The organism is Faecalibacterium sp. I2-3-92 (genome assembly GCF_023347315.1).
In the GTDB taxonomy this organism is placed as follows: domain Bacteria; phylum Bacillota; class Clostridia; order Oscillospirales; family Ruminococcaceae; genus Faecalibacterium; species Faecalibacterium duncaniae.
The window spans coordinates 356,021-373,235 of record NZ_CP094470.1; the positions used below are offsets into that span (position 1 = coordinate 356,021).

General features: G+C 55.6%; 20 protein-coding genes and 1 pseudogene. 14 read left to right on the top strand and 7 right to left on the bottom strand.

All coding sequences use genetic code 11. From position 1 onward, the window contains the following. Window positions 1-5 precede the first annotated feature (5 nt). Together MTP42_RS01595 and MTP42_RS01600 are read right to left on the bottom strand one after the other, a co-directional pair. The gene (locus MTP42_RS01595; RefSeq protein ID WP_249257819.1) at window positions 6-731 is read right to left on the bottom strand and encodes a response regulator transcription factor; all 726 of its coding nucleotides are present in this window, start codon (window positions 729-731) and stop codon (window positions 6-8) included. Continuing rightward, window positions 721-1,797 carry a sensor histidine kinase gene (locus MTP42_RS01600; protein WP_249257820.1) on the bottom strand — a complete coding sequence of 359 codons (1,077 nt, stop codon included), beginning with the start codon at window positions 1,795-1,797 and terminating at the stop codon, window positions 721-723. The genes MTP42_RS01595 and MTP42_RS01600 overlap by 11 nt, the downstream gene beginning before the upstream one ends. A 229-nt stretch (window positions 1,798-2,026) precedes the next feature. Here MTP42_RS01600 and glmM point away from each other — a divergent pair, with 229 nt between their 5' ends. From glmM to MTP42_RS01615, 3 genes are read left to right on the top strand one after another with little or no spacing between them, the layout of a single operon-like run. Next, entirely contained in the window at window positions 2,027-3,412 is a 1,386-nt protein-coding gene (gene glmM, locus MTP42_RS01605) for a phosphoglucosamine mutase (protein WP_249257821.1), read from the top strand. A gap of 25 nt (window positions 3,413-3,437) precedes the next feature. Continuing rightward, window positions 3,438-3,872: an InlB B-repeat-containing protein gene (locus MTP42_RS01610; RefSeq protein ID WP_186851636.1), complete on the top strand. Its 435-nt coding sequence runs from the start codon at window positions 3,438-3,440 to the stop codon at window positions 3,870-3,872. Between the two features lie 11 nt (window positions 3,873-3,883). Then, entirely contained in the window at window positions 3,884-4,165 is a 282-nt protein-coding gene (locus MTP42_RS01615) for a hypothetical protein (protein ID WP_207697864.1), read from the top strand. Between the two features lie 77 nt (window positions 4,166-4,242). Here MTP42_RS01615 and MTP42_RS01620 read toward each other — a convergent pair whose 3' ends face one another. The 5 genes from MTP42_RS01620 to MTP42_RS01640 form a co-directional block, all read right to left on the bottom strand. After that, window positions 4,243-5,046 (bottom strand): PD-(D/E)XK nuclease family transposase, encoded by an 804-nt coding sequence (locus MTP42_RS01620; protein WP_249257822.1) that lies wholly within the window; start codon window positions 5,044-5,046, stop codon window positions 4,243-4,245. 86 nt (window positions 5,047-5,132) lie between these two features. Further along, window positions 5,133-6,944: a translation elongation factor 4 gene (gene lepA / locus MTP42_RS01625; RefSeq protein WP_249257823.1), complete on the bottom strand. Its 1,812-nt coding sequence runs from the start codon at window positions 6,942-6,944 to the stop codon at window positions 5,133-5,135. 22 nt (window positions 6,945-6,966) lie between these two features. After that, window positions 6,967-8,172: an alanine racemase gene (alr, locus tag MTP42_RS01630; RefSeq protein ID WP_249257824.1), complete on the bottom strand. Its 1,206-nt coding sequence runs from the start codon at window positions 8,170-8,172 to the stop codon at window positions 6,967-6,969. Further along, window positions 8,153-8,953: a tRNA 2-thiocytidine biosynthesis TtcA family protein gene (locus MTP42_RS01635; protein ID WP_249257825.1), complete on the bottom strand. Its 801-nt coding sequence runs from the start codon at window positions 8,951-8,953 to the stop codon at window positions 8,153-8,155. Before MTP42_RS01635 ends, alr begins: the two co-directional genes overlap by 20 nt. Beyond that, a complete protein-coding gene (locus tag MTP42_RS01640) occupies window positions 8,950-9,519 on the bottom strand; it encodes a hypothetical protein (protein WP_215697925.1) in 570 nt (189 codons plus the stop codon). Before MTP42_RS01640 ends, MTP42_RS01635 begins: the two co-directional genes overlap by 4 nt. Before the next feature lie 287 nt (window positions 9,520-9,806). Between MTP42_RS01640 and rplM the strand changes: the two genes are divergently transcribed. From rplM to MTP42_RS01695, 11 genes and pseudogenes are all read left to right on the top strand, one after another. Further along, complete coding sequence (gene rplM, locus MTP42_RS01645; protein WP_005929998.1) at window positions 9,807-10,235, top strand: 50S ribosomal protein L13; 429 nt, start codon at window positions 9,807-9,809, stop codon at window positions 10,233-10,235. A 17-nt stretch (window positions 10,236-10,252) separates the two neighbouring features. After that, window positions 10,253-10,651 (top strand): 30S ribosomal protein S9, encoded by a 399-nt coding sequence (gene rpsI, locus MTP42_RS01650; protein ID WP_005929995.1) that lies wholly within the window; start codon window positions 10,253-10,255, stop codon window positions 10,649-10,651. Between the two features lie 433 nt (window positions 10,652-11,084). Continuing rightward, on the top strand, window positions 11,085-11,915 hold the full coding sequence (locus MTP42_RS01655) for a phage antirepressor Ant (protein ID WP_002576413.1): 831 nt from the start codon (window positions 11,085-11,087) through the stop codon (window positions 11,913-11,915). Next, window positions 11,912-12,079: a hypothetical protein gene (locus MTP42_RS01660; RefSeq protein ID WP_171032223.1), complete on the top strand. Its 168-nt coding sequence runs from the start codon at window positions 11,912-11,914 to the stop codon at window positions 12,077-12,079. Before MTP42_RS01655 ends, MTP42_RS01660 begins: the two co-directional genes overlap by 4 nt. Beyond that, the gene (locus tag MTP42_RS01665; protein WP_347474697.1) at window positions 12,048-12,734 is read left to right on the top strand and encodes a helix-turn-helix domain-containing protein; all 687 of its coding nucleotides are present in this window, start codon (window positions 12,048-12,050) and stop codon (window positions 12,732-12,734) included. Before MTP42_RS01660 ends, MTP42_RS01665 begins: the two co-directional genes overlap by 32 nt. Further along, entirely contained in the window at window positions 12,731-13,576 is an 846-nt protein-coding gene (locus tag MTP42_RS01670) for an ATP-binding protein (protein WP_249257826.1), read from the top strand. Before MTP42_RS01665 ends, MTP42_RS01670 begins: the two co-directional genes overlap by 4 nt. A gap of 159 nt (window positions 13,577-13,735) precedes the next feature. Beyond that, complete coding sequence (locus MTP42_RS01675) at window positions 13,736-14,569, top strand: ParB/RepB/Spo0J family partition protein (protein WP_442899460.1); 834 nt, start codon at window positions 13,736-13,738, stop codon at window positions 14,567-14,569. A 13-nt stretch (window positions 14,570-14,582) separates the two neighbouring features. Continuing rightward, the gene (locus MTP42_RS01680) at window positions 14,583-15,089 is read left to right on the top strand and encodes a hypothetical protein (RefSeq protein ID WP_098923465.1); all 507 of its coding nucleotides are present in this window, start codon (window positions 14,583-14,585) and stop codon (window positions 15,087-15,089) included. 10 nt (window positions 15,090-15,099) lie between these two features. After that, a complete protein-coding gene (locus tag MTP42_RS01685) occupies window positions 15,100-15,735 on the top strand; it encodes a DUF3846 domain-containing protein (protein WP_249257828.1) in 636 nt (211 codons plus the stop codon). Window positions 15,736-15,753: 18 nt separating this feature from the next. Continuing rightward, window positions 15,754-16,236, top strand: a complete 483-nt coding sequence (locus tag MTP42_RS01690) for a PcfB family protein (RefSeq protein WP_117526363.1) — start codon at window positions 15,754-15,756, stop codon at window positions 16,234-16,236. Further along, window positions 16,233-16,853, top strand: a pseudogene (locus MTP42_RS01695) (type IV secretory system conjugative DNA transfer family protein); the annotation flags it as partial. The gene MTP42_RS01690 and the pseudogene MTP42_RS01695, both read left to right, overlap by 4 nt. Between the last annotated feature and the right edge of the window lie 362 nt (window positions 16,854-17,215).

Genomic DNA, 17,215 nt, shown 5'->3' on the forward strand with positions numbered 1-17,215 from the left:
AGTCCTCAGCTTTCGGGCCTGGTATCGGTGTCCTCGTCGATCATCCGGTATCCCACGCCCAGTTCGTTCAGAATATAGGTGTTGCGGCCGGGCACGCTGCCCAGCTTTTTGCGGATGTTTGCCATGTTGACCTGCAGCTTTTTGGTGCTGCCGCAGTCGGTATCGCCCCAGATGGCCCGCACGATGGCGGCATAGGTCATCACCCGGCCTGCATGTTCCGAGAGGAAGGCCACGATGTTGTATTCGGTCTGGGTCAGCTTGATCTCGGCACCGTCCACAAAGACCTTGCGGCGCTCATAGTTGATCTCAAGCCCCTGTGCCCGGAACACGCCGCCGGGCATTCCGCCCAGCACGCCGAAGCGGTTGGTGCGCAGGGCGGCGCGCACCCGGGCCAGCAGCTCGCCGGTGCCAAAGGGTTTGGTGATGTAATCGTTGGCTCCCAGATCCAGCGCTTCGATCTTGTCCTGCTCGGTGGTGCGGGCCGAGAGCACGACGATGGGGGTCAGGAACTTCAGCCGCACAAAACGGATGAGCTCCAGTCCGTCCCGGTCAGGCAGGCCCAGATCCAGGATGATGAGATCCGGATTGTGGGAGGTGAACAGGGTCTGGCCCATGGCGCAGGTGTTGGCAACAAGGGCCTGATAGCCGTTGGTCTCCAGCAGCGTCTCAATAAAGCTGCAGATGTTGGCTTCATCTTCCACGACCAGAACCTTGAATTTGTTATTGCTCATCTTCGTTTTCCTCCGTCTCGATCGATTCGGTCTCCAGCCAGAAGCGGATGCTGGTGCCCTCGCCCACCTTGCTCTCGGCCTGGATCTCGCCGCCGTGCGCCTTGACGATGGCGGCACAGACCGAAAGGCCGATGCCCATGCCGTGCTTGCCGCTGTCGGCCGCGGCATCGGCGGGCAGCACACCGGTGAACAGGGTGCGCAGGCGCTCCTTCGGAATGCCGCAGCCGTTGTCCGATACCTCAAACACCGCCCGGCTGCCCAGCGTGAACACCCGCAGGGTCAGCTGGGTCATCCCCTCGGCGTGGACGGCGGCATTTTCCAAAAGGTTCGTCAGCACCTGCGAGATCAGCATCGAGTCCATGGGGATCACGATGAAGCTGTCGGGCAGGTAGGTGGTAACGGGCACCTTGGGGTAGCGCTTCTGGAACCGTACCAGCACGGTGTCGATCAGCTCGTCCAGCACGGTGGGGGTCTTTTGCACGGCCACCTGCCCGCCATCAAAGCGGGTGACGGACAGCAGGTTCTCCACCATCCGGTTCAGCCACTGGGCATCGGAACAGGCTTCGCCAAGAAGTTTTAATTTTTGCTCTTTTTCCAGGCTGTCATAATTTTCAATGACCGTGGAACAGGCCCCGTAAATGGAAGTAAGGGGCGTGCGCAGATCGTGGGAGACGGCCCGCAGCAGGGTGGCCCGCATCTTTTCGGTCTCGCTCTCCATCCGCAGCTGTTCCTGCTTTTTGATGCGGGTGGTCAGGGTGCTGGTCATAATGGACACCACCAGCATCGCCATGCCCGAGAACAGGTTTTCCGGCAGGGTGAAGTTGAAGGCAAAGTAAGGGGAGCGGAACGCAAAATTCACGGCCAGCACGCCGATCAGGGAAGCCACCACGCCCCACGCATAGCCATCTGTATAGATCGAGATCAAAAAAACTGCCAGAACAAACACCATCGATGCAACGCCATCGATCCGGCCGGTGATCTGCTGTGTGCCGGTCACGATGAGAAAGGCGGCGCACAGCACAGCGGCTAGGACCAGCGCGTCGTGCCAGCGGGTCTTCTGCTTCATGGGGATCCCTCCATATCTATTCTACTCCAGATGAAAAGTATACCATACTTTTCCTAAAGATGCAGTAAAGGCTGAAAAAAGAGCTGTTGTTCCAGGGATGGGCTGCACAGAATGCCCAAACCAATGGATTCTTTTCCGGTTTTATGCTATTATAAAGAGTGAGAGCAAGGAGAGAGCGCTCTCAGGGATAAGAGAAACCGTAACGTTGCAATAGAAGGAGAAGAGGACTATGGGAAAATATTTTGGCACCGACGGCTTCCGTGGCGAGGCCGGTGTGAACCTGACCGCCGACCACGCCTACAAGGTGGGCCGTTTTCTGGGCTGGTATTATAATGCACTGCGGGAGCGCAGCGGCAACAACGAGCCTGCCCGCATCGTCATCGGCAAGGATACCCGCCGCAGCTCCTACATGTTCGAGTACAGCCTGGTGGCGGGCCTGACCGCTTCCGGTGCGGATGCCTACCTGCTCCACGTCACCACCACCCCCAGCGTGGCCTACATTGCCCGCGTGGATGATTTTGACTGCGGCATTATGATCTCCGCCAGCCATAACCCGTTCTACGACAACGGCATCAAGCTGATCGACTGCTACGGCGAAAAGATGCCCGAGGAGACCCTGCTGCTGGTGGAGGACTACATCGACGGCAAGCTCCATGTCTTTGATCAGGACTGGCCGGAGCTGCCCTTTGCCCACCGGGAGCACATCGGCTGCACCGTGGACTATGTGGCGGGCCGCAACCGCTACATGGGCTACCTCATCAGCCTGGGCATCTACTCCTTCAAGGGCATCAAGGTGGGTCTGGACTGCGCCAACGGTGCCAGCTGGAACATTGCCAAGAGCGTGTTCGATGCGCTGGGTGCAGACACCTATGTCATCAATAACCAGCCCAACGGCCTGAACATCAACCTGAACGCAGGCTCCACCCACATCGAGGGTCTGCAGAAGTTCGTGGTGGAAAAGGGTCTGGACGTGGGCTTTGCCTATGACGGCGATGCAGACCGTTGCCTCTGCGTGGACGAAAAGGGCAATGTGATCACCGGTGACCACATCCTGTACATCTACGGCTGCTACATGAAGGAGCGCGGCAAGCTGCTGACCAACACCGTTGTCACCACAGTCATGTCCAACTTTGGCCTGTACAAGGCCTTTGACGAGCAGGGCATCGGCTACGCCAAGACTGCCGTGGGCGACAAGTATGTCTACGAGTATATGGCAAAGAACGGCTGCCGCATCGGCGGTGAGCAGAGCGGCCACATCATCTTCTCCAAGTACGCCAGCACCGGTGACGGCATCCTGACCAGCCTGAAGATGATGGAGGTCATGCTGGCCAAGAAGAAGCCCCTGAGTGCGCTGGCCGCCCCGCTGAAGATCTACCCGCAGGTGCTGGAGAATGTCCGTGTGACCGATAAGAAGGCCGCGCAGGACGATGCTGCTGTGCAGGCCGCTGTCAAGGCGGTGGCCGAGGTACTGGGCGATACCGGCCGCATCCTTGTCCGGGAGTCCGGCACCGAGCCGGTGGTCCGCGTGATGGTGGAGGCCCCCGACCACGACACCTGCCAGAAGTATGTTTCTCAGGTGGTGGATGTCATCAAGGCACAGGGCTACAACGTCTGACGCTGAGCCGGAAAGAGAGCGCAGGATGAAGAAGTTCAAACGGATGCTGGCGGGGCTGGCCTGTGTGCTGGCGGTCTGCCTGTGTACCCCCACCGCTTTTGCGGCAAAGGTCATCGTCTATTTTGATGCCAACGGCGGTATCTGTACCTCTGCCGCGGAGCGCACCAATGACGAGGGCAAACTGGGCAGCCTGCCCGGTGCCAGCATGGAGGGCTATACCTTCGATGGCTGGTACACCTCTGGCACAGATGATGTCACCGGTTTTCCCATTGATGTGCAGGTCAAAGCCAACGATACGGCGTTTGGTGCGGATACCACCGTCTATGCCCATTGGTCTGCCAACGGCGGCAGCGCGGAAGTGGTGGAGGAAAAAGAGGTAGACCCGGACACCCTTCTTACAACGATGGGGCTGGCGGCCGGAAGCGTCGTTCTGGTGCTGCTGGCAAGCCTGGCACTTTGAGAGGAGCGGACATGCAGCAGAACTTAAAATTTCCGGCGCAGTGCACCGTCATTCCCGCTGAGGAGCTGGAGCAGGTTTCCGGCGGCGCTCCTGCCTGGGTAGGAGAGCTGAAGGATCAGATCCGCCCCTACTGGCAGAAGGCAAAGCCCTATCTGGCCTTTGGCATCGAGTGCGGCAAGGCCTTTGTGCAGGTCGTTGCGGCGGCATACAGCATCTACATCTATGGCCGGATCATTCAGGACTCCATGCACGGCATCAAGGACAGCCTGAACTGGTTCAAGGGCCTGGACTGAACATATCGGGATATGAAACGTCCCCCTGCGCCGTTTGCAGTTTGAACGGAGCAGGGGGACGTTTGTTTGTATCGCTGTCAGGCAGGTTTCTTATCTGCAAGCGCTTTTACTTCGTCGAGAGAAAGCTCTGTACACTCAGCAATCGTTTCCAGATCCAGCTGCCCCAAAGCCAGCATCTTCTTTGCTGTCCGTACAGCCTTTTGATACTCGGCATCTCTTGCGGATTCTCGCGCAACCTCTTCAAATGCTCTGCACATCTGTGATCTCCCTCCTTCGGTTTCTTTCAGATAGCGTACCTCTTTGGCAAGAAGCGGGTTCAACATTTTGTTCGGGTCGGTACAGTTCATGTCATGCATCAAACGCCCAACGGGATGCTCCAAATCACGGAATGCGCCATTCACATAAATGATATGAGCTCCATCACCGAACGTGGTGTGCTGCAGCTCTGTGACTGTTCTCTCTACATGATATAACGGCAGGCCTGCACCATATTTGTCATGCTCAGTGATGAAGATGACATAGGTGTCCACCAATGCGTCAAAATCTTCACCTTTTTCCAGTAACGTCCGGTCGATGACACTGCTGTGGAAGCGCGCCCGGCGGACGCTGGCACCCTTGTCTGCCCGCTGGACCTCGATGTCCAGTACGCGGCCCTCGGTATCTACAGCCCGGATGTCCAATTTGATGGAGCGCTTGGTTGCGCTTTTGTATTCCACCTGAGCCTCGGTGCACTGAACCTTGATGTCGTTGCGCTCAAGAATCGTGCGCAGGATATATTCCACAGGCTCGATTTTTTCATCCAATGCTTCTGAAAAGAAATCATCGTCCATCAGCCGCAGTCCTTTCAGGAGCTCGAGATAATGCTGATACTGGTCCCTCATGGCAGGATACCTCTCTTTATAAGGTGTGCGGCTGTTTCTGATTCTAAATTATCATAATCCTGCTGAAAATGCAAGTAGCAAACCCCTTAGTCATCCGTGCTGTCCAGTTTCAGCACGGCGGTAAAGGCCTCACTGGGCAGGGAGACGCTGCCGAGCTGGCGCATCTTCTTCTTGCCCTCCTTCTGCTTTTCCAGCAGCTTCTTCTTGCGGGAGATATCGCCGCCGTAGCACTTGGCCAGCACGTCCTTGCGCATGGCCTTGACGGTCTCGCGGGCGATGATCTTGCCGCCGATAGCGGCCTGCACCGGGATCTCGAACAGGGTGCGGGGAATGTTGTCCCGCAGCTTTTCGCAGATGCGGCGGCCCTTGGCGTAGGCGTTGTCCCGGAACACGATCATGGAGAGTGCGTCCACGGGGTCGCCGTTCAGCAGGAAGTCCAGCTTGACCAGATCGCTCTCGCGGTACTCCTTGAACTCGTAGTCGTAGCTGGCGTAACCGCGGCTGCGGCTCTTGATGGCATCGAAGAAGTCGTAGACGATCTCGCCCAGAGGCAGGGCGTAGTGCAGGTCCACGCGGACATCGTCCAGATACTTCATGTCGATGAGCACGCCGCGCTTCTGCTGGCACAGATCCATCAGGGCACCCACGTAATCGTTGGGGGTGTAGAGGTGGACATCCACAAAGGGCTCCTCCTGCTTGACAATGTTGGAGGGGTCCGGGTAGCTGGACGGGTTGTCGATCATCGCCACAGTGCCGTCCGTCATGGTCAGGCGGTAGCGGACGCTGGGGGTCGTGGTGATGATGTCCAGGTCAAACTCCCGCTCGAGACGCTCGGTGATGATCTCCATGTGGAGCAGGCCCAGGAAGCCGCAGCGGAAGCCAAAGCCAAGCGCGGCACTGGTCTCAAGCTCAAAGGTCAGGGATGCGTCGTTCAGCTGCAGCTTTTCCAGCGCGTCTTTCAGGTCGGGGTACTTGGCACCGTCGGCGGGGTAGATGCCGCAGAACACCATGGGCTTGACCTGACGGTAGCCGGGCAGGGCCTCGGAGGTGGGGCGGTCTGCCAGTGTAACGGTATCGCCCACGCGGGTGTCCTGCACGGTCTTGATGCTGGCGGTCAGGTAGCCGACCTCGCCGGCCTGCAGCTGGCTGCAGGGGGTCAGGCTGGTGGCACCCATGTGGCCTACTTCCACCAGCGTGAACTCGGCCCCGGTGGCCATCATTTTGATGGTGTCGCCGGGCTTGACGGTGCCCTCGAACACGCGGATGTAGACGATAACGCCTTTGTAGCTGTCGTAGATGCTGTCAAAGATCAGGGCCTTGAGGGGAGCATCCGGGTCGCCGGTGGGGGCGGGAATATCGCTGACCACCCGCTCCAGCACCTGATCGACATTCAGGCCGGTTTTGGCGGAGACGCGGGGCGCATCCATGCAGGGCAGGCCGATCACATCCTCCACCTCCTGGGCCACTTCGTCCGGGTGGGCGCTGGGCAGGTCGATCTTGTTCAGGATGGGCACCAGCTCCAGATCATGCTCCAGCGCCATGTAGGTGTTGGCCAGCGTCTGGGCCTCCACACCTTGGGTGGCATCCACCACCAGAATGGCACCCTCACAGGCGGCCAGACTGCGGCTGACCTCGTAGGCAAAGTCCACATGGCCCGGGGTGTCGATGAGGTTGAACTCGTAGGTCTTGCCGTCCTTGGCAGTGTAGTTCAGGGTAACGGCGCGGGCTTTGATGGTGATGCCGCGCTCCCGCTCGATGTCCATGTTATCGAGGATCTGATCCTCCATGATGCGCTCGTCCACGCTCTTGGTCAGCTCCAGAATGCGGTCCGACAGGGTGGACTTGCCGTGGTCGATGTGTGCAATGATGCAGAAATTTCGGATGTTGTCTCTTGCCATGTAATTCCTCCGGGAGAGTGTATTAGTCGTTCAGGATCCAGTCCTCCACGGCAGCGGTCGTGCCGTGTTCCAGATAAACACGGGGCACCCGGCGGGAAACGCCGCAGAGCACCTCGTAGGTGATGGTATCGGTCTTGCGGGCAATGTCCTCCGCACTGTCGCTGACAGTGCCGCCCCACAGGATGGCTTCGTCCCCCTCCTGCACCGTGTCCGGCACAGCAGAGACATCCACCATCATCTGATCCATACAGACCCGGCCCAGCACCGGGCAGGGCGTGCCGTGGATCTCCACGATGCCTTTGCCGCAGCTGAGCTGGCGGGGGTAGCCATCGGCGTAGCCGGTGCAGAGGGTAGCCACCGGCGTGGGCCACTCTGCTGTAAACCGGCGGCCATAGCTGGTGGACTGGCCCGGCTGCAGCACCTTGACCATGCTGACCACGGTCTTGAGCTTCATCACCGGGCGGAACAGCCCGAAGCGGACTTCATCGCTGGGGTCAAAGCCGTACAGGATGATGCCGGGGCGGGCCATGCAGTGTGCCCGGGGCAGGCCCTCGGGCCAGTCCGGGTGGAGCATCACACCGGCCGAGTTGTCGCAGTGGACGATGCCGGGCTCGTGCCCGGCTGCCGTCAGGGCGCTGCAGGCCTGCACAAAGAGCCGGTGCTGCTCGGCGGTGTAGGCAATGTTTTCCTCGGCGGTGTCATCGGCCACCGAGAAGTGCTGGAACAGGCCGGTCATTTCCAGGCCGGGCAGGGTGCAGGCGGCAATGGCCTCGGCAATGGCGGCATCAAAATCGGTGCGCAGAGCAAAGCCGATGCGGCCCATGCCGGTATCCACAGCCAGATGCACTTTGACCCGGCCCCCGGCGGCTTGTGCGGCCTCGCTCAGGGCTTTGGCCTGGGGCAGGGAATAGCAGGCCGCGGTGATATCGTCCCGGATGAGGGCAGCAGCGTATGTGGGCTGCACATGGCCCAGAATGAGGATGGGCAGGGTCTGGCCGCTCCTGCGCAGCTGCAGGGCCTCAGCCAGGCAGCTGACAGCCAGCCAGGAAGCGCCCTCCTGCGCAAAGACCCGGGCGCACTGGACGGCACCGTGGCCGTAGCTGTCGGCCTTGACCACGGCACACAGGGGCAGGCTGCCTGCCCGCTGCTTTACGGTGCGGAAGTTGGCCCGCAGGGCATCGAGATCGATCTCAGCCCAGACGTGTTTTTCAAAGTTCTGCATCTGCATGATGCATTCCCTCCTTTGGGGATGGATTGGATGTGCGTCCTGTATGGACCGGCCGCCAGCCGTCGATGCCGCTCTCCTGCAGGGCATGGAGCGTTTTCTGCCGGAAGGCGTGGTCGGTGCGGCAGCGCTCCCGGACAAAATCCTTGGTCTGCTCCCGCACGGTCACGCCGTCGGCGGGACAGCGGCTCTTGACGATGGGAAAGTCCTCCTCCTTTACCGCACAGCGCACCTCGTGTTCGGTGGCCAGCAGCATGGGGCGGATCAGGGTCAGACCCCGGCGGTCCAGCTGGGTGACCGGGGAGAAGCAGCCAATGCGGCCCTCCCGCCAGAGATTCATGTAAAAGGTCTCGACAGCATCATCGAGGTGGTGGCCCAGTGCCACTTTATTGCAGCCCAGCTCCTGCGCCGCCGTGTGCAGCGCGCCCCGGCGCAGCCTGGCGCAGAGGGAACAGGGGTTCTTTTCCTTTCGGTATTCAAACACGATGGGGCCGATCTCGGTGCGGCGCACCTCGTAGGGGACCCCATACCGGGCGAACAGCGCCGCCAGCGGGCTGTAATCCACAGCCTGGTGGTCAAACTGCGGGTCAAGGGTGACGGCCACGACCTCATAATCAAAGCCGAGGTACCGGCGCAGCTGGGCCAACCCGATGGTCAGAGCCACGCTGTCCTTGCCGCCCGAAACGCCCACCATGATCTTATCACCGGGGGAGATCATCTCGTAATCCTGCACGGCCTTACGCATCAGGCCGCAGAGCCGCTGCATGGCGTGTAGATCGCTCATGTCAGGCTCACGCTTTCCACCAGATTGACGATATCGCTGATGGAGGCCAGCTTGGTCAGGCCGGAGACATAGACCACATCGCCGCTGTCGTATTCAATGGTGGCCAGCACGGCGTAGTAGGCCTGGATATCACAGCGCACGGCAGTGACAGTGGCACCCTCCACCTGCAGCTTGACCTTGCGGGGGCTGATGACACCGTAGGCTGCTTTCAGGTCGGCTTCCGACTGGCCGATGAAATCTTCGTAAGTGGCTTGGTCCCCCCGCTGGAACAGCACTACCTGATAGTTGGCGTTGGCGCTGTCCTCACCGGAAGCCAGCTGCAGCGCATGACCCAGCGCAGCATCCTCGGTCATCTGACAGACGGGCCAGACGGCACTTTCGTAATCCACCGAGATGCCATTCTCCGCATCAAAGTGGGTGTCGGGGTTGGCGGGAGTGCGGCGGTTGACGGCCAGCGTCAGCCCAAAGTAGGCCAGCGCACCCAAAAGCACGATCACGCCCATGGCGAGCAGCAGCCTGGAGGCCCGCTGCTGGGAGGAATCCTGCGTGTGAATGTCTTTCGGCATGGGAAAAATCTCCTTTTTACAATATCTTATATAGTATAACACACTCGGCGGCAAAATTGTAGCGCCGCCGGGACAAATTTGCCCCCCGGAGGCTGAAAAAATTTTTGAAAATACGATTTTAGAAAACACGAGATTTCGAGAGGATTCAATAGATTTTGAGAGATATAAAAATTTCCACTGAAAAAATCGCAAAAAGATGTTGACAGGCGCTTTTTTGTGTTGTATACTGACACTCGCGCCCCAAAGGCGCCTGAATCGTACCAAACACTTATCAGGAGGAAATAGATATGAGCACTACTCTCGTAAAGCCCGCTGAAGTCGAGCGCAAGTGGTATCTGCTCGACGCAACCGGCAAGAGCCTGGGTCACGTCGCTGCTGAGGCCGCTGTTCTGCTGCGCGGCAAGCAGAAGGTCAACTACACCCCCAATGTCGATTGCGGCGATTACGTCGTTGTCGTCAACTGCGACAAGGCAGTTCTGACCGGCAAGAAGGCTGAGCAGAAGTTCCACATCACCCACAGCAAGTACATTGGCGGCCTGAAGAAGGTCCAGTACAGCAAGCTGATGGCTGAGAACAGCGACCTGGCTATGACCTACGCTATCAAGGGCATGATCCCTTCCAACACCATCGGTGCTAAGGCTCTGACCCGTCTGCACTGCTACCAGGGTGCCGAGCACGCTCACGCAGCTCAGAAGCCCGAGAAGATCGAGTTCTAAGAAGGAGGCAATCGAACATGTACGAAACCAAACCTTATTTCTACGGCACTGGTCGTCGTAAGGATTCCGTTGCCCGCGTTCGCGTTTACACCGGCACCGGCAAGATCACCATCAACGATCGTGATATCGACAACTACTTCGGTCTGGAGACCCTGAAGCTGATTGTCCGTTCTCCGCTGGTCCTGCTGGGCCTGGAGGGCAAGTACGATGTCGTCGTCCGCGTTTCCGGCGGCGGTGTTTCCGGCCAGGCTGGCGCTATCCGCCACGGCCTGTCCCGCGCCCTGCTGCAGCAGAGCGATGAGAATCGTTCTGTTCTGAAGAAGGCTGGCTTCCTGACCCGCGATCCTCGTATGAAGGAGCGTAAGAAGTACGGCCTCAAAGCCGCTCGTCGCGCACCTCAGTTCAGCAAGCGATAATCTACAGCTTAATAATGCTAAAAAAGCCCGGAAATACGCCATTTTCCGGGCTTTTTCTATGCCTGAAATCGCCTGATTCCGATGGTGAAATTTGAGGAAATTTGACTTCAAATTAACCCATTTTGATGGGTTTACCATGGGTTTACGGCCTATTTTTGAGCCTAATGGGTGGGAAAATGGGTTTACAGAAGGCCATTTTGGAGGGGAAATTAGCCCCATATCCTTGACAGATTTTCGGCAAAAATCCGGCTGAAACGGAATGAAAAACAGTGTCAGGTTCGTTTGGCGAGTTCTGACGAATTCTGCAAAAATTTAATATCAGGTATCCTGTTACATAGAGCCTTGGCTCATTCTTTGAAAACGAGAATGGGTCGAGGCTCTATTTTTTTCGCCCGAAATCCGGCGAGACAAATTTGAGCAGGAGGTAACAGGTATGACGGATTTCAATCAGAAGACCCATGACACCGATGTGGGCAGTCATGGCGGACAGTCAAGGCAGATGATGGAGGTGTTTGAGAACCAGGAGTTTGGTTCGATCCGCGTGTTGCAAGAGGCGGGCAAGACCTTCTTCTGTGCAAGCGATGTGGCGAAAGCGTTGGGGTATGTGAATCCCTACGCCGCAGTGAAACGCCATTGCAGAGGCCCCCTAACGAAACGCGAGGGGGTCGTTCAGAAGGTGAATCAGTATGGAGATGCTGGAGAGCAGGTCGTTGAAATCTCCTTTATCACAGAAGGCGATGTTTACCGGCTGATCGTTCACAGCAAGCTGCCATCGGCAGAACGATTTGAACACTGGGTGTTTGATGAAGTTCTTCCTTCCATTCGCAAGCATGGTGTGTATATGAGCGATTCCATTTTGGATCAGGTGATTCAGCATCCGGAGGTCATCTACACACTGGCACAGGAGCTTGTAGCCGAGAGAGAGCAGCTTGAGGGTATCCGCAAACAGCTGGATGCGGCACAGCCCAAGGCAGACTACTTCGACACCTTTGTAAATTCGGAAGATTGCACCTGCATCCGGAATTTCTGTAAGGAAATCGGAATCCCAGAGAAGACGGCAGTAGCTCTCTTACTGGATCACCGCTATCTGTACCGCAGTCCAAGCGGCTGGCTGATGCCTTTTGCAGACAAATCTGCAAGGGGCTATTTTATTGTCCGGGATTGCTACGGCAGAAGCGGAAAACTGGTGCAGCAGACGAGAGTGACCTGCAAGGGAAAGAATCATCTCTTCAAGTTGTTTAAGAAATGGGGTGTGATCGAATGACGCTTTTTACAGAGGGACGCCTTCAGGCGTTTGAACGCATGATGCAGGATACCGGCAAATACCATCGACGGGAGGACAGCGAAGATCGTTCGCGCAAATGTCCGAAGAAAAAAACGGAGCCTGCGAAAAAGGATGGTGAGCACCATGCCGGTATTCAGGGTTGAGAAAAACAGCAATTACACAACGATGTGCAATTACCACCTGCGGGATCAGGGTCTCAGCCTGAAAGGAAAAGGACTTCTCTCCATGCTGCTCAGTTTGCCAGACACATGGAACTATTCGGTACGGGGGTTATCTTCGATTACGCCGGATGGCGTAGATGGAGTGCTTACGGCTCTGAAGGAGCTGGAGCGTCTTGGGTATCTGGAAAGGAACCAGCAGCGTGAGAGTAACGGTCGGATGGGCAGAGCTGAGTATGTGATTTATGAGATGCCAAGGAAAAAGCCGTGTTCGGAATCACCGTGTACGGAAAAGCCGTATGCGGTAAATCCGGATACGGACACACCGGTTACGGAAAATCCCGCGCAATTAAGTACTAATAGAACAAGTACTGAAACAATCAATAAAAGAGAGAAGAAGGAAATCCAACACCGGTATGGCTCATACGAAAATGTCCTTCTTTCTGACACGGAATACGGCAAGCTCCGGCAGGAGTTCCCAGGAGATTATCAGATGCGAGTGGAACGGCTCTCTGAGTATATGGCCTCCACCGGCAGGAGCTACAAAAACCACCTTGCAACAATCCGGAGCTGGGCAAAGAGAGAAAAGCCGAAGTATAACCCGGCAGACTACACATTTGAGGAAGGAGACAGCCTATGAGCGACATGGTGCCTGAAGTTTTGAATGCGGCGTTGGATTCGCTCTTTACGCCGAAAGAACCCGGAGAGCTGGAATACCAGGGCGATGACGGACTGTTGTATTGCAGAAACTGCCATACGCCGGTGCAGTGCAGGGTAAAGCTCTGGGGCAGAGACAAGATTGTTCCCTGCCTTTGCAGATGCCAGCAGGAAGCGATGGCGGAGAAGAAACGCCAGGATGAGCTGCTGGAGCAGCAGCGTAGAATCAGGCAGCTGAAAGCAACTGGGATTCAGGAAAAGCATCTTCTGGAATGGAATTTTGACGTTGCAGAAGACAACAAGGATATCCAAATGGCAAAACGCTATGTGGAGCAGTGGAAAAAGGTCAAGGCTGAAAACCTTGGCCTTTTGTTATGGGGAGATGTCGGAACTGGAAAGTCCTTTGTGGCGGCATGTATTGCCAATGCGCTGCTGGATCAGGGCATTCCGGTTTTGATGACGAACTTCTCTAAAATCCTGAACCAGATGGGGGCTATGTATTCGGAAGAGCGATACCGGTATATCGCTTCGTTTTCCAACTATTCTTTGCTGATTCTGGATGATCTGGGGATTGAGCGCAGTACCGAATATGCGTTGGAGCAGGTCTATGCCGTCATTGATGAACGGTACAAGGCCGGGCTTCCGGTCATTATCACAACCAATCTGAAGATTGCAGAAATCCGCAATCCGCAGGATGTGGCATACGCCCGGATTTACAGCAGGATTCTGGAAATGTGTACGCCGGTGCGAATCAGCGGAGAAGACCGCAGAAAAAGCATTGGAAAAGAAAAACAGCAGGTCGTTAAGGAGGTACTTGATCTATGAAGTGCAAGGCAAAAAAGGCGTTTTTCGCAGGCAAGAATGACATCTATCACCGCTGGAAGGAGGTTAAGAAGCTGAATGGCAAAAGCAAAAACCAGTATTACAACAGAAAACCGCAGTGGCTTAGCTGCCGACGTTGCGGCTAAGGAGCAGCAGACGGAGATGCCGCTTTCTGACCTGCATCCCTTTGAAGGTCATCCCTTTAAGGTGCTGGACGATGAGCTGATGGAACAGACCGTGGAGAGCATCAAGCAGATAGGGGTGGTATCCCCGTTGATTGTCCGGCCTGACCCGGAAGGTGGATTTGAAATTCTATCGGGACACCGCAGACTTCATGCGGCACAGCTGGCCGGCTTGGAAACAGTGCCGGTCATCGTCAAGGAAATGGACGATGATGCGGCAATCATCTTTATGGTGGACAGCAACTTGCAGCGGGAGAATATCCTTCCCAGTGAGAGAGCATTTTCCTACAAGATGAAGTTGGACGCGATGAAGCATCAGGGAACAAGAAACGACCTTGAAACAACTTCCCGACAAGTTGTCGGGAAGTTAGAAGCTGCGGATACCATCGGAGAGCAAACAGGTGAAAGCGGACGACAGGTTCAGCGGTTTATCCGCCTTACCAATCTGATTCCTGAAATTCTGGACATGGTGGATGAGAAGAAAATCGCCTTCAATCCGGCGGTAGAGCTGTCTTATCTGAAACCATCTGAACAGAAGAAATTTCTGGAGGCAATGGACTATGCACAGGCATCTCCATCCCTGTCGCAGGCACAGCGGCTGAAAAAGCTCTCGCAGGAGGGCGGCTGTACCTTGGATGCCATGTGTGAAGTGATGAATGAAATCAAAAAGGATGAGCTTGACCATGTGACGATTAAAAACGAGGTTCTTCGGAAGTATTTCCCGAAATCCTATACGCCGAAGCAGATGCAGGACACGATTATCCGGCTGCTGGAAAAGTGGCAGCGAAGTAAACAACGAGATATGGAACGATGAGAAGGAGATTTTTATGATGATGAACTTTAAGAAGAATCAGAACAACGCAGTGTGCAGCATGGATTGCAAGAACTGCCCGAATGGTGCATCGCAGCCGAATCCGATGGATGATTCCATGTTTGAGAAGTCCATTGCGATGCTTCATAACTGGGTGATGCTGGAGGCAATCCGTGAAGATCACCCGAAGGAACGCATTGTGATGGTGATCCTGCCGGGGGCTGGCGGCGAACTTCTGACCGAGGCTGGCAGTCGAGACATCTTTGAGGATGTTTACGATGAGATGGAGGCTGATCTGGTGGCAGATGGGGAACTGCTTCTCCATTATGATAAGAGCGATGTGATCGAGACTGACAGAACCCGCTATCTGTTGGGAGCTGCGGAGGTTTCGGAAATCGACCAGAACGGCAACGAATGCAGCATCAATCTGTTTACGCTGGAACGCACCATCGACTATGTGAACGAGAACCTGACGGTGGTTTCCATTGGCGGCGAGTTGGTTCCGGCACTGCGCCTGATCTAAGGAGGTGCCTATGAAGAAATTTGATGTGGAGATTACAGAGACTCTCCAGAGAAAGGTTTCCGTGGAAGCTGCCTCACAGGAAGATGCGGAACGCATGGTGACGCAGGCGTGGAACAATCAGGACTATGTTCTGGATTCCGGCGATTTCACCGATGTGGATTTCAAGACCGTGGGAGAACATGAATTGGCAGAGACCAGGACAATGGATGTGCTGCTGGTGCAGCCCAACGCCTACCCGAAGAAAATCAGCGTTGGCACGGAGCTGGAAGATTTGCAGGCAATGGTCGGCGGCGATATTGAAGTAACCTATCCATTTGAGGATGAAGTGGCCATTATTCTGAATGAATCCGGTAAAATCAATGGCTTGCCGCTGAACCGTGCGATTTACACCGAAGACGGGGATATGCAGGACATTTATGCCGGTGATTTTCTGGTGGTAGGGCTGACAGAGGATGACTTTGGTTCTCTGACTTCGGAGCAGATGCAGAAATTTGAGGAACAGTTCCATCAGCCCCAGATGTTCGTTCGTATGGGTCACAGCATCATGGCGATTCCGGTTCCGGATGACATGGTGAAGAAGATGGAGGAAAAGGCTGCAAAGCCCCAAGAAAAGAGCAAACCTGCACCGGACCGGGACAGTTTGTAAGGAAGGAGGCGGAGATTCATGCAGGAAGAAGTTGAAAATCGTACCGTCAATCTGGCAATCAGCACCACGAAATTGACCTTTCGCACCATCGTGAATGGCTATAATGCGTGGAAACGGCACCATCAGGCAAAGGTGGCTCAGAAAACAGCGCAGCTGCCGGTTGGAAAGCAGAGCATCAAAGAACTGATCGGTCAGAATCAGGGAGTCAGCAGTATCCCCATTGAGAAAACGGATTTGAAAGGCTTTGAACAGGTGGCACGGAAATATGGTGTGGATTATGCCATTACGAAAGACCAAAATGTAATGCCACCCAAGTACACGGTGTTCTTTAAGGCGAAGGATGCGGATGCACTGACTTCCGCTTTTGAGGAATTCACCAACCGAAAGCTGAAAACAAAGGAAAAACCGAGTGCTCTGGAGCAGCTTAACAAGCTCAAAGAGCTGGTTGCTGCAATTCTTCCGGATAAGGTTCGCCACAAAAGTCAGGAGCGTGATCTATGAGTAATAAGACAAAGAAGCAGCTGCTCCTGAACCTGCCGTACTTCATTGCCGGTCTTGTATGTACCAATCTGGGAGAAGCGTGGAGAATTGCCGAGGGCGCAGACATGTCTGAAAAGCTCCTCGGCTTTCTTTCTGCCCTGGGTGCAGCCTTTTCCAATCCGATGCCAAGTCTGCATCCGATGGATTTGCTGATTGGTGTGTGCTGCGGAGCGGGTTTGCGGATTGCTGTGTACCTGAAAGGCAAAAATGCCAAGAAATATCGCCATGGCATGGAGTATGGCTCTGCTCGTTGGGGTACGCAGAAAGACATTGAACCGTTTGAAGATCCAGTGTTTGCAAACAATGTGATTCTGACCCGGACGGAGCGGCTGATGATGGGCAACCGCCCGAAGAATCCGGCAAATGCCCGAAACAAAAACGTGCTGGTGGTGGGCGGCTCCGGCAGCGGCAAGACCCGGTTTTGGCTTAAACCCAACCTTTTACAATGTCACAGTTCCTATGTGGTCACTGACCCGAAAGGCGATATCGTAATCGACTGCGGCCAAGCCCTTTTGAAGAACGGATACAGTATCCGGATCTTTAACACCATCAATTTCAGAAAGTCGATGCATTATAATCGTGCGACTTGTTCGTCGCTGAAAAGGCGGCGCACAGCGCTGTTTCAATCAGTTCTGTGAACTGATAATTCGAGAGGTGGAATGAAGGGGTAACGCCCTGAAACGCCTCCCCTGATACTCCGGCATGCAGAGGCCAAACTCTGTGTAAAGCCCGGTAAAGTCGGCAGAGAGATGCCGTAACAGGTTAAGCTGACGAAAGCTGTCCAGAGGTGGACGGTGCATCCTATATGCCGGGGATCTATAAGATACCCATGGTGAGAATGACAGAGATGTCTGACGAAGCTCCCGAATGTAAAGGTCTAAAAGTGCCACACTCAGAAATGGGTGTGTGGGTTAAAGCCCAGGCAGTACGGTTTAGTAGA

Bases quoted from the DNA above. Each gene is read 5' to 3' on its own strand.
- MTP42_RS01680 (WP_098923465.1), top strand. From the start codon at position 14,583: ATGATGATGAACTTTAAGAAGAATCAGAACAACGCAGTGTGCAGCATG.
- MTP42_RS01670 (WP_249257826.1), top strand. From the start codon at position 12,731: ATGAGCGACATGGTGCCTGAAGTTTTGAATGCGGCGTTGGATTCGCTC.
- alr (WP_249257824.1), bottom strand. From the start codon at position 8,172: ATGCAGATGCAGAACTTTGAAAAACACGTCTGGGCTGAGATCGATCTC.
- rpsI (WP_005929995.1), top strand. From the start codon at position 10,253: ATGTACGAAACCAAACCTTATTTCTACGGCACTGGTCGTCGTAAGGAT.
- MTP42_RS01615 (WP_207697864.1), top strand. From the start codon at position 3,884: ATGCAGCAGAACTTAAAATTTCCGGCGCAGTGCACCGTCATTCCCGCT.
- glmM (WP_249257821.1), top strand. From the start codon at position 2,027: ATGGGAAAATATTTTGGCACCGACGGCTTCCGTGGCGAGGCCGGTGTG.
- rplM (WP_005929998.1), top strand. From the start codon at position 9,807: ATGAGCACTACTCTCGTAAAGCCCGCTGAAGTCGAGCGCAAGTGGTAT.
- MTP42_RS01595 (WP_249257819.1), bottom strand. From the start codon at position 731: ATGAGCAATAACAAATTCAAGGTTCTGGTCGTGGAAGATGAAGCCAAC.
- lepA (WP_249257823.1), bottom strand. From the start codon at position 6,944: ATGGCAAGAGACAACATCCGAAATTTCTGCATCATTGCACACATCGAC.
- MTP42_RS01610 (WP_186851636.1), top strand. From the start codon at position 3,438: ATGAAGAAGTTCAAACGGATGCTGGCGGGGCTGGCCTGTGTGCTGGCG.
- MTP42_RS01675 (WP_442899460.1), top strand. From the start codon at position 13,736: ATGCCGCTTTCTGACCTGCATCCCTTTGAAGGTCATCCCTTTAAGGTG.
- MTP42_RS01620 (WP_249257822.1), bottom strand. From the start codon at position 5,046: ATGAGGGACCAGTATCAGCATTATCTCGAGCTCCTGAAAGGACTGCGG.
- MTP42_RS01660 (WP_171032223.1), top strand. From the start codon at position 11,912: ATGACGCTTTTTACAGAGGGACGCCTTCAGGCGTTTGAACGCATGATG.
- MTP42_RS01600 (WP_249257820.1), bottom strand. From the start codon at position 1,797: ATGAAGCAGAAGACCCGCTGGCACGACGCGCTGGTCCTAGCCGCTGTG.
- MTP42_RS01665 (WP_347474697.1), top strand. From the start codon at position 12,048: ATGGTGAGCACCATGCCGGTATTCAGGGTTGAGAAAAACAGCAATTAC.
- MTP42_RS01635 (WP_249257825.1), bottom strand. From the start codon at position 8,953: ATGAGCGATCTACACGCCATGCAGCGGCTCTGCGGCCTGATGCGTAAG.
- MTP42_RS01640 (WP_215697925.1), bottom strand. From the start codon at position 9,519: ATGCCGAAAGACATTCACACGCAGGATTCCTCCCAGCAGCGGGCCTCC.
- MTP42_RS01690 (WP_117526363.1), top strand. From the start codon at position 15,754: ATGCAGGAAGAAGTTGAAAATCGTACCGTCAATCTGGCAATCAGCACC.
- MTP42_RS01685 (WP_249257828.1), top strand. From the start codon at position 15,100: ATGAAGAAATTTGATGTGGAGATTACAGAGACTCTCCAGAGAAAGGTT.
- MTP42_RS01655 (WP_002576413.1), top strand. From the start codon at position 11,085: ATGACGGATTTCAATCAGAAGACCCATGACACCGATGTGGGCAGTCAT.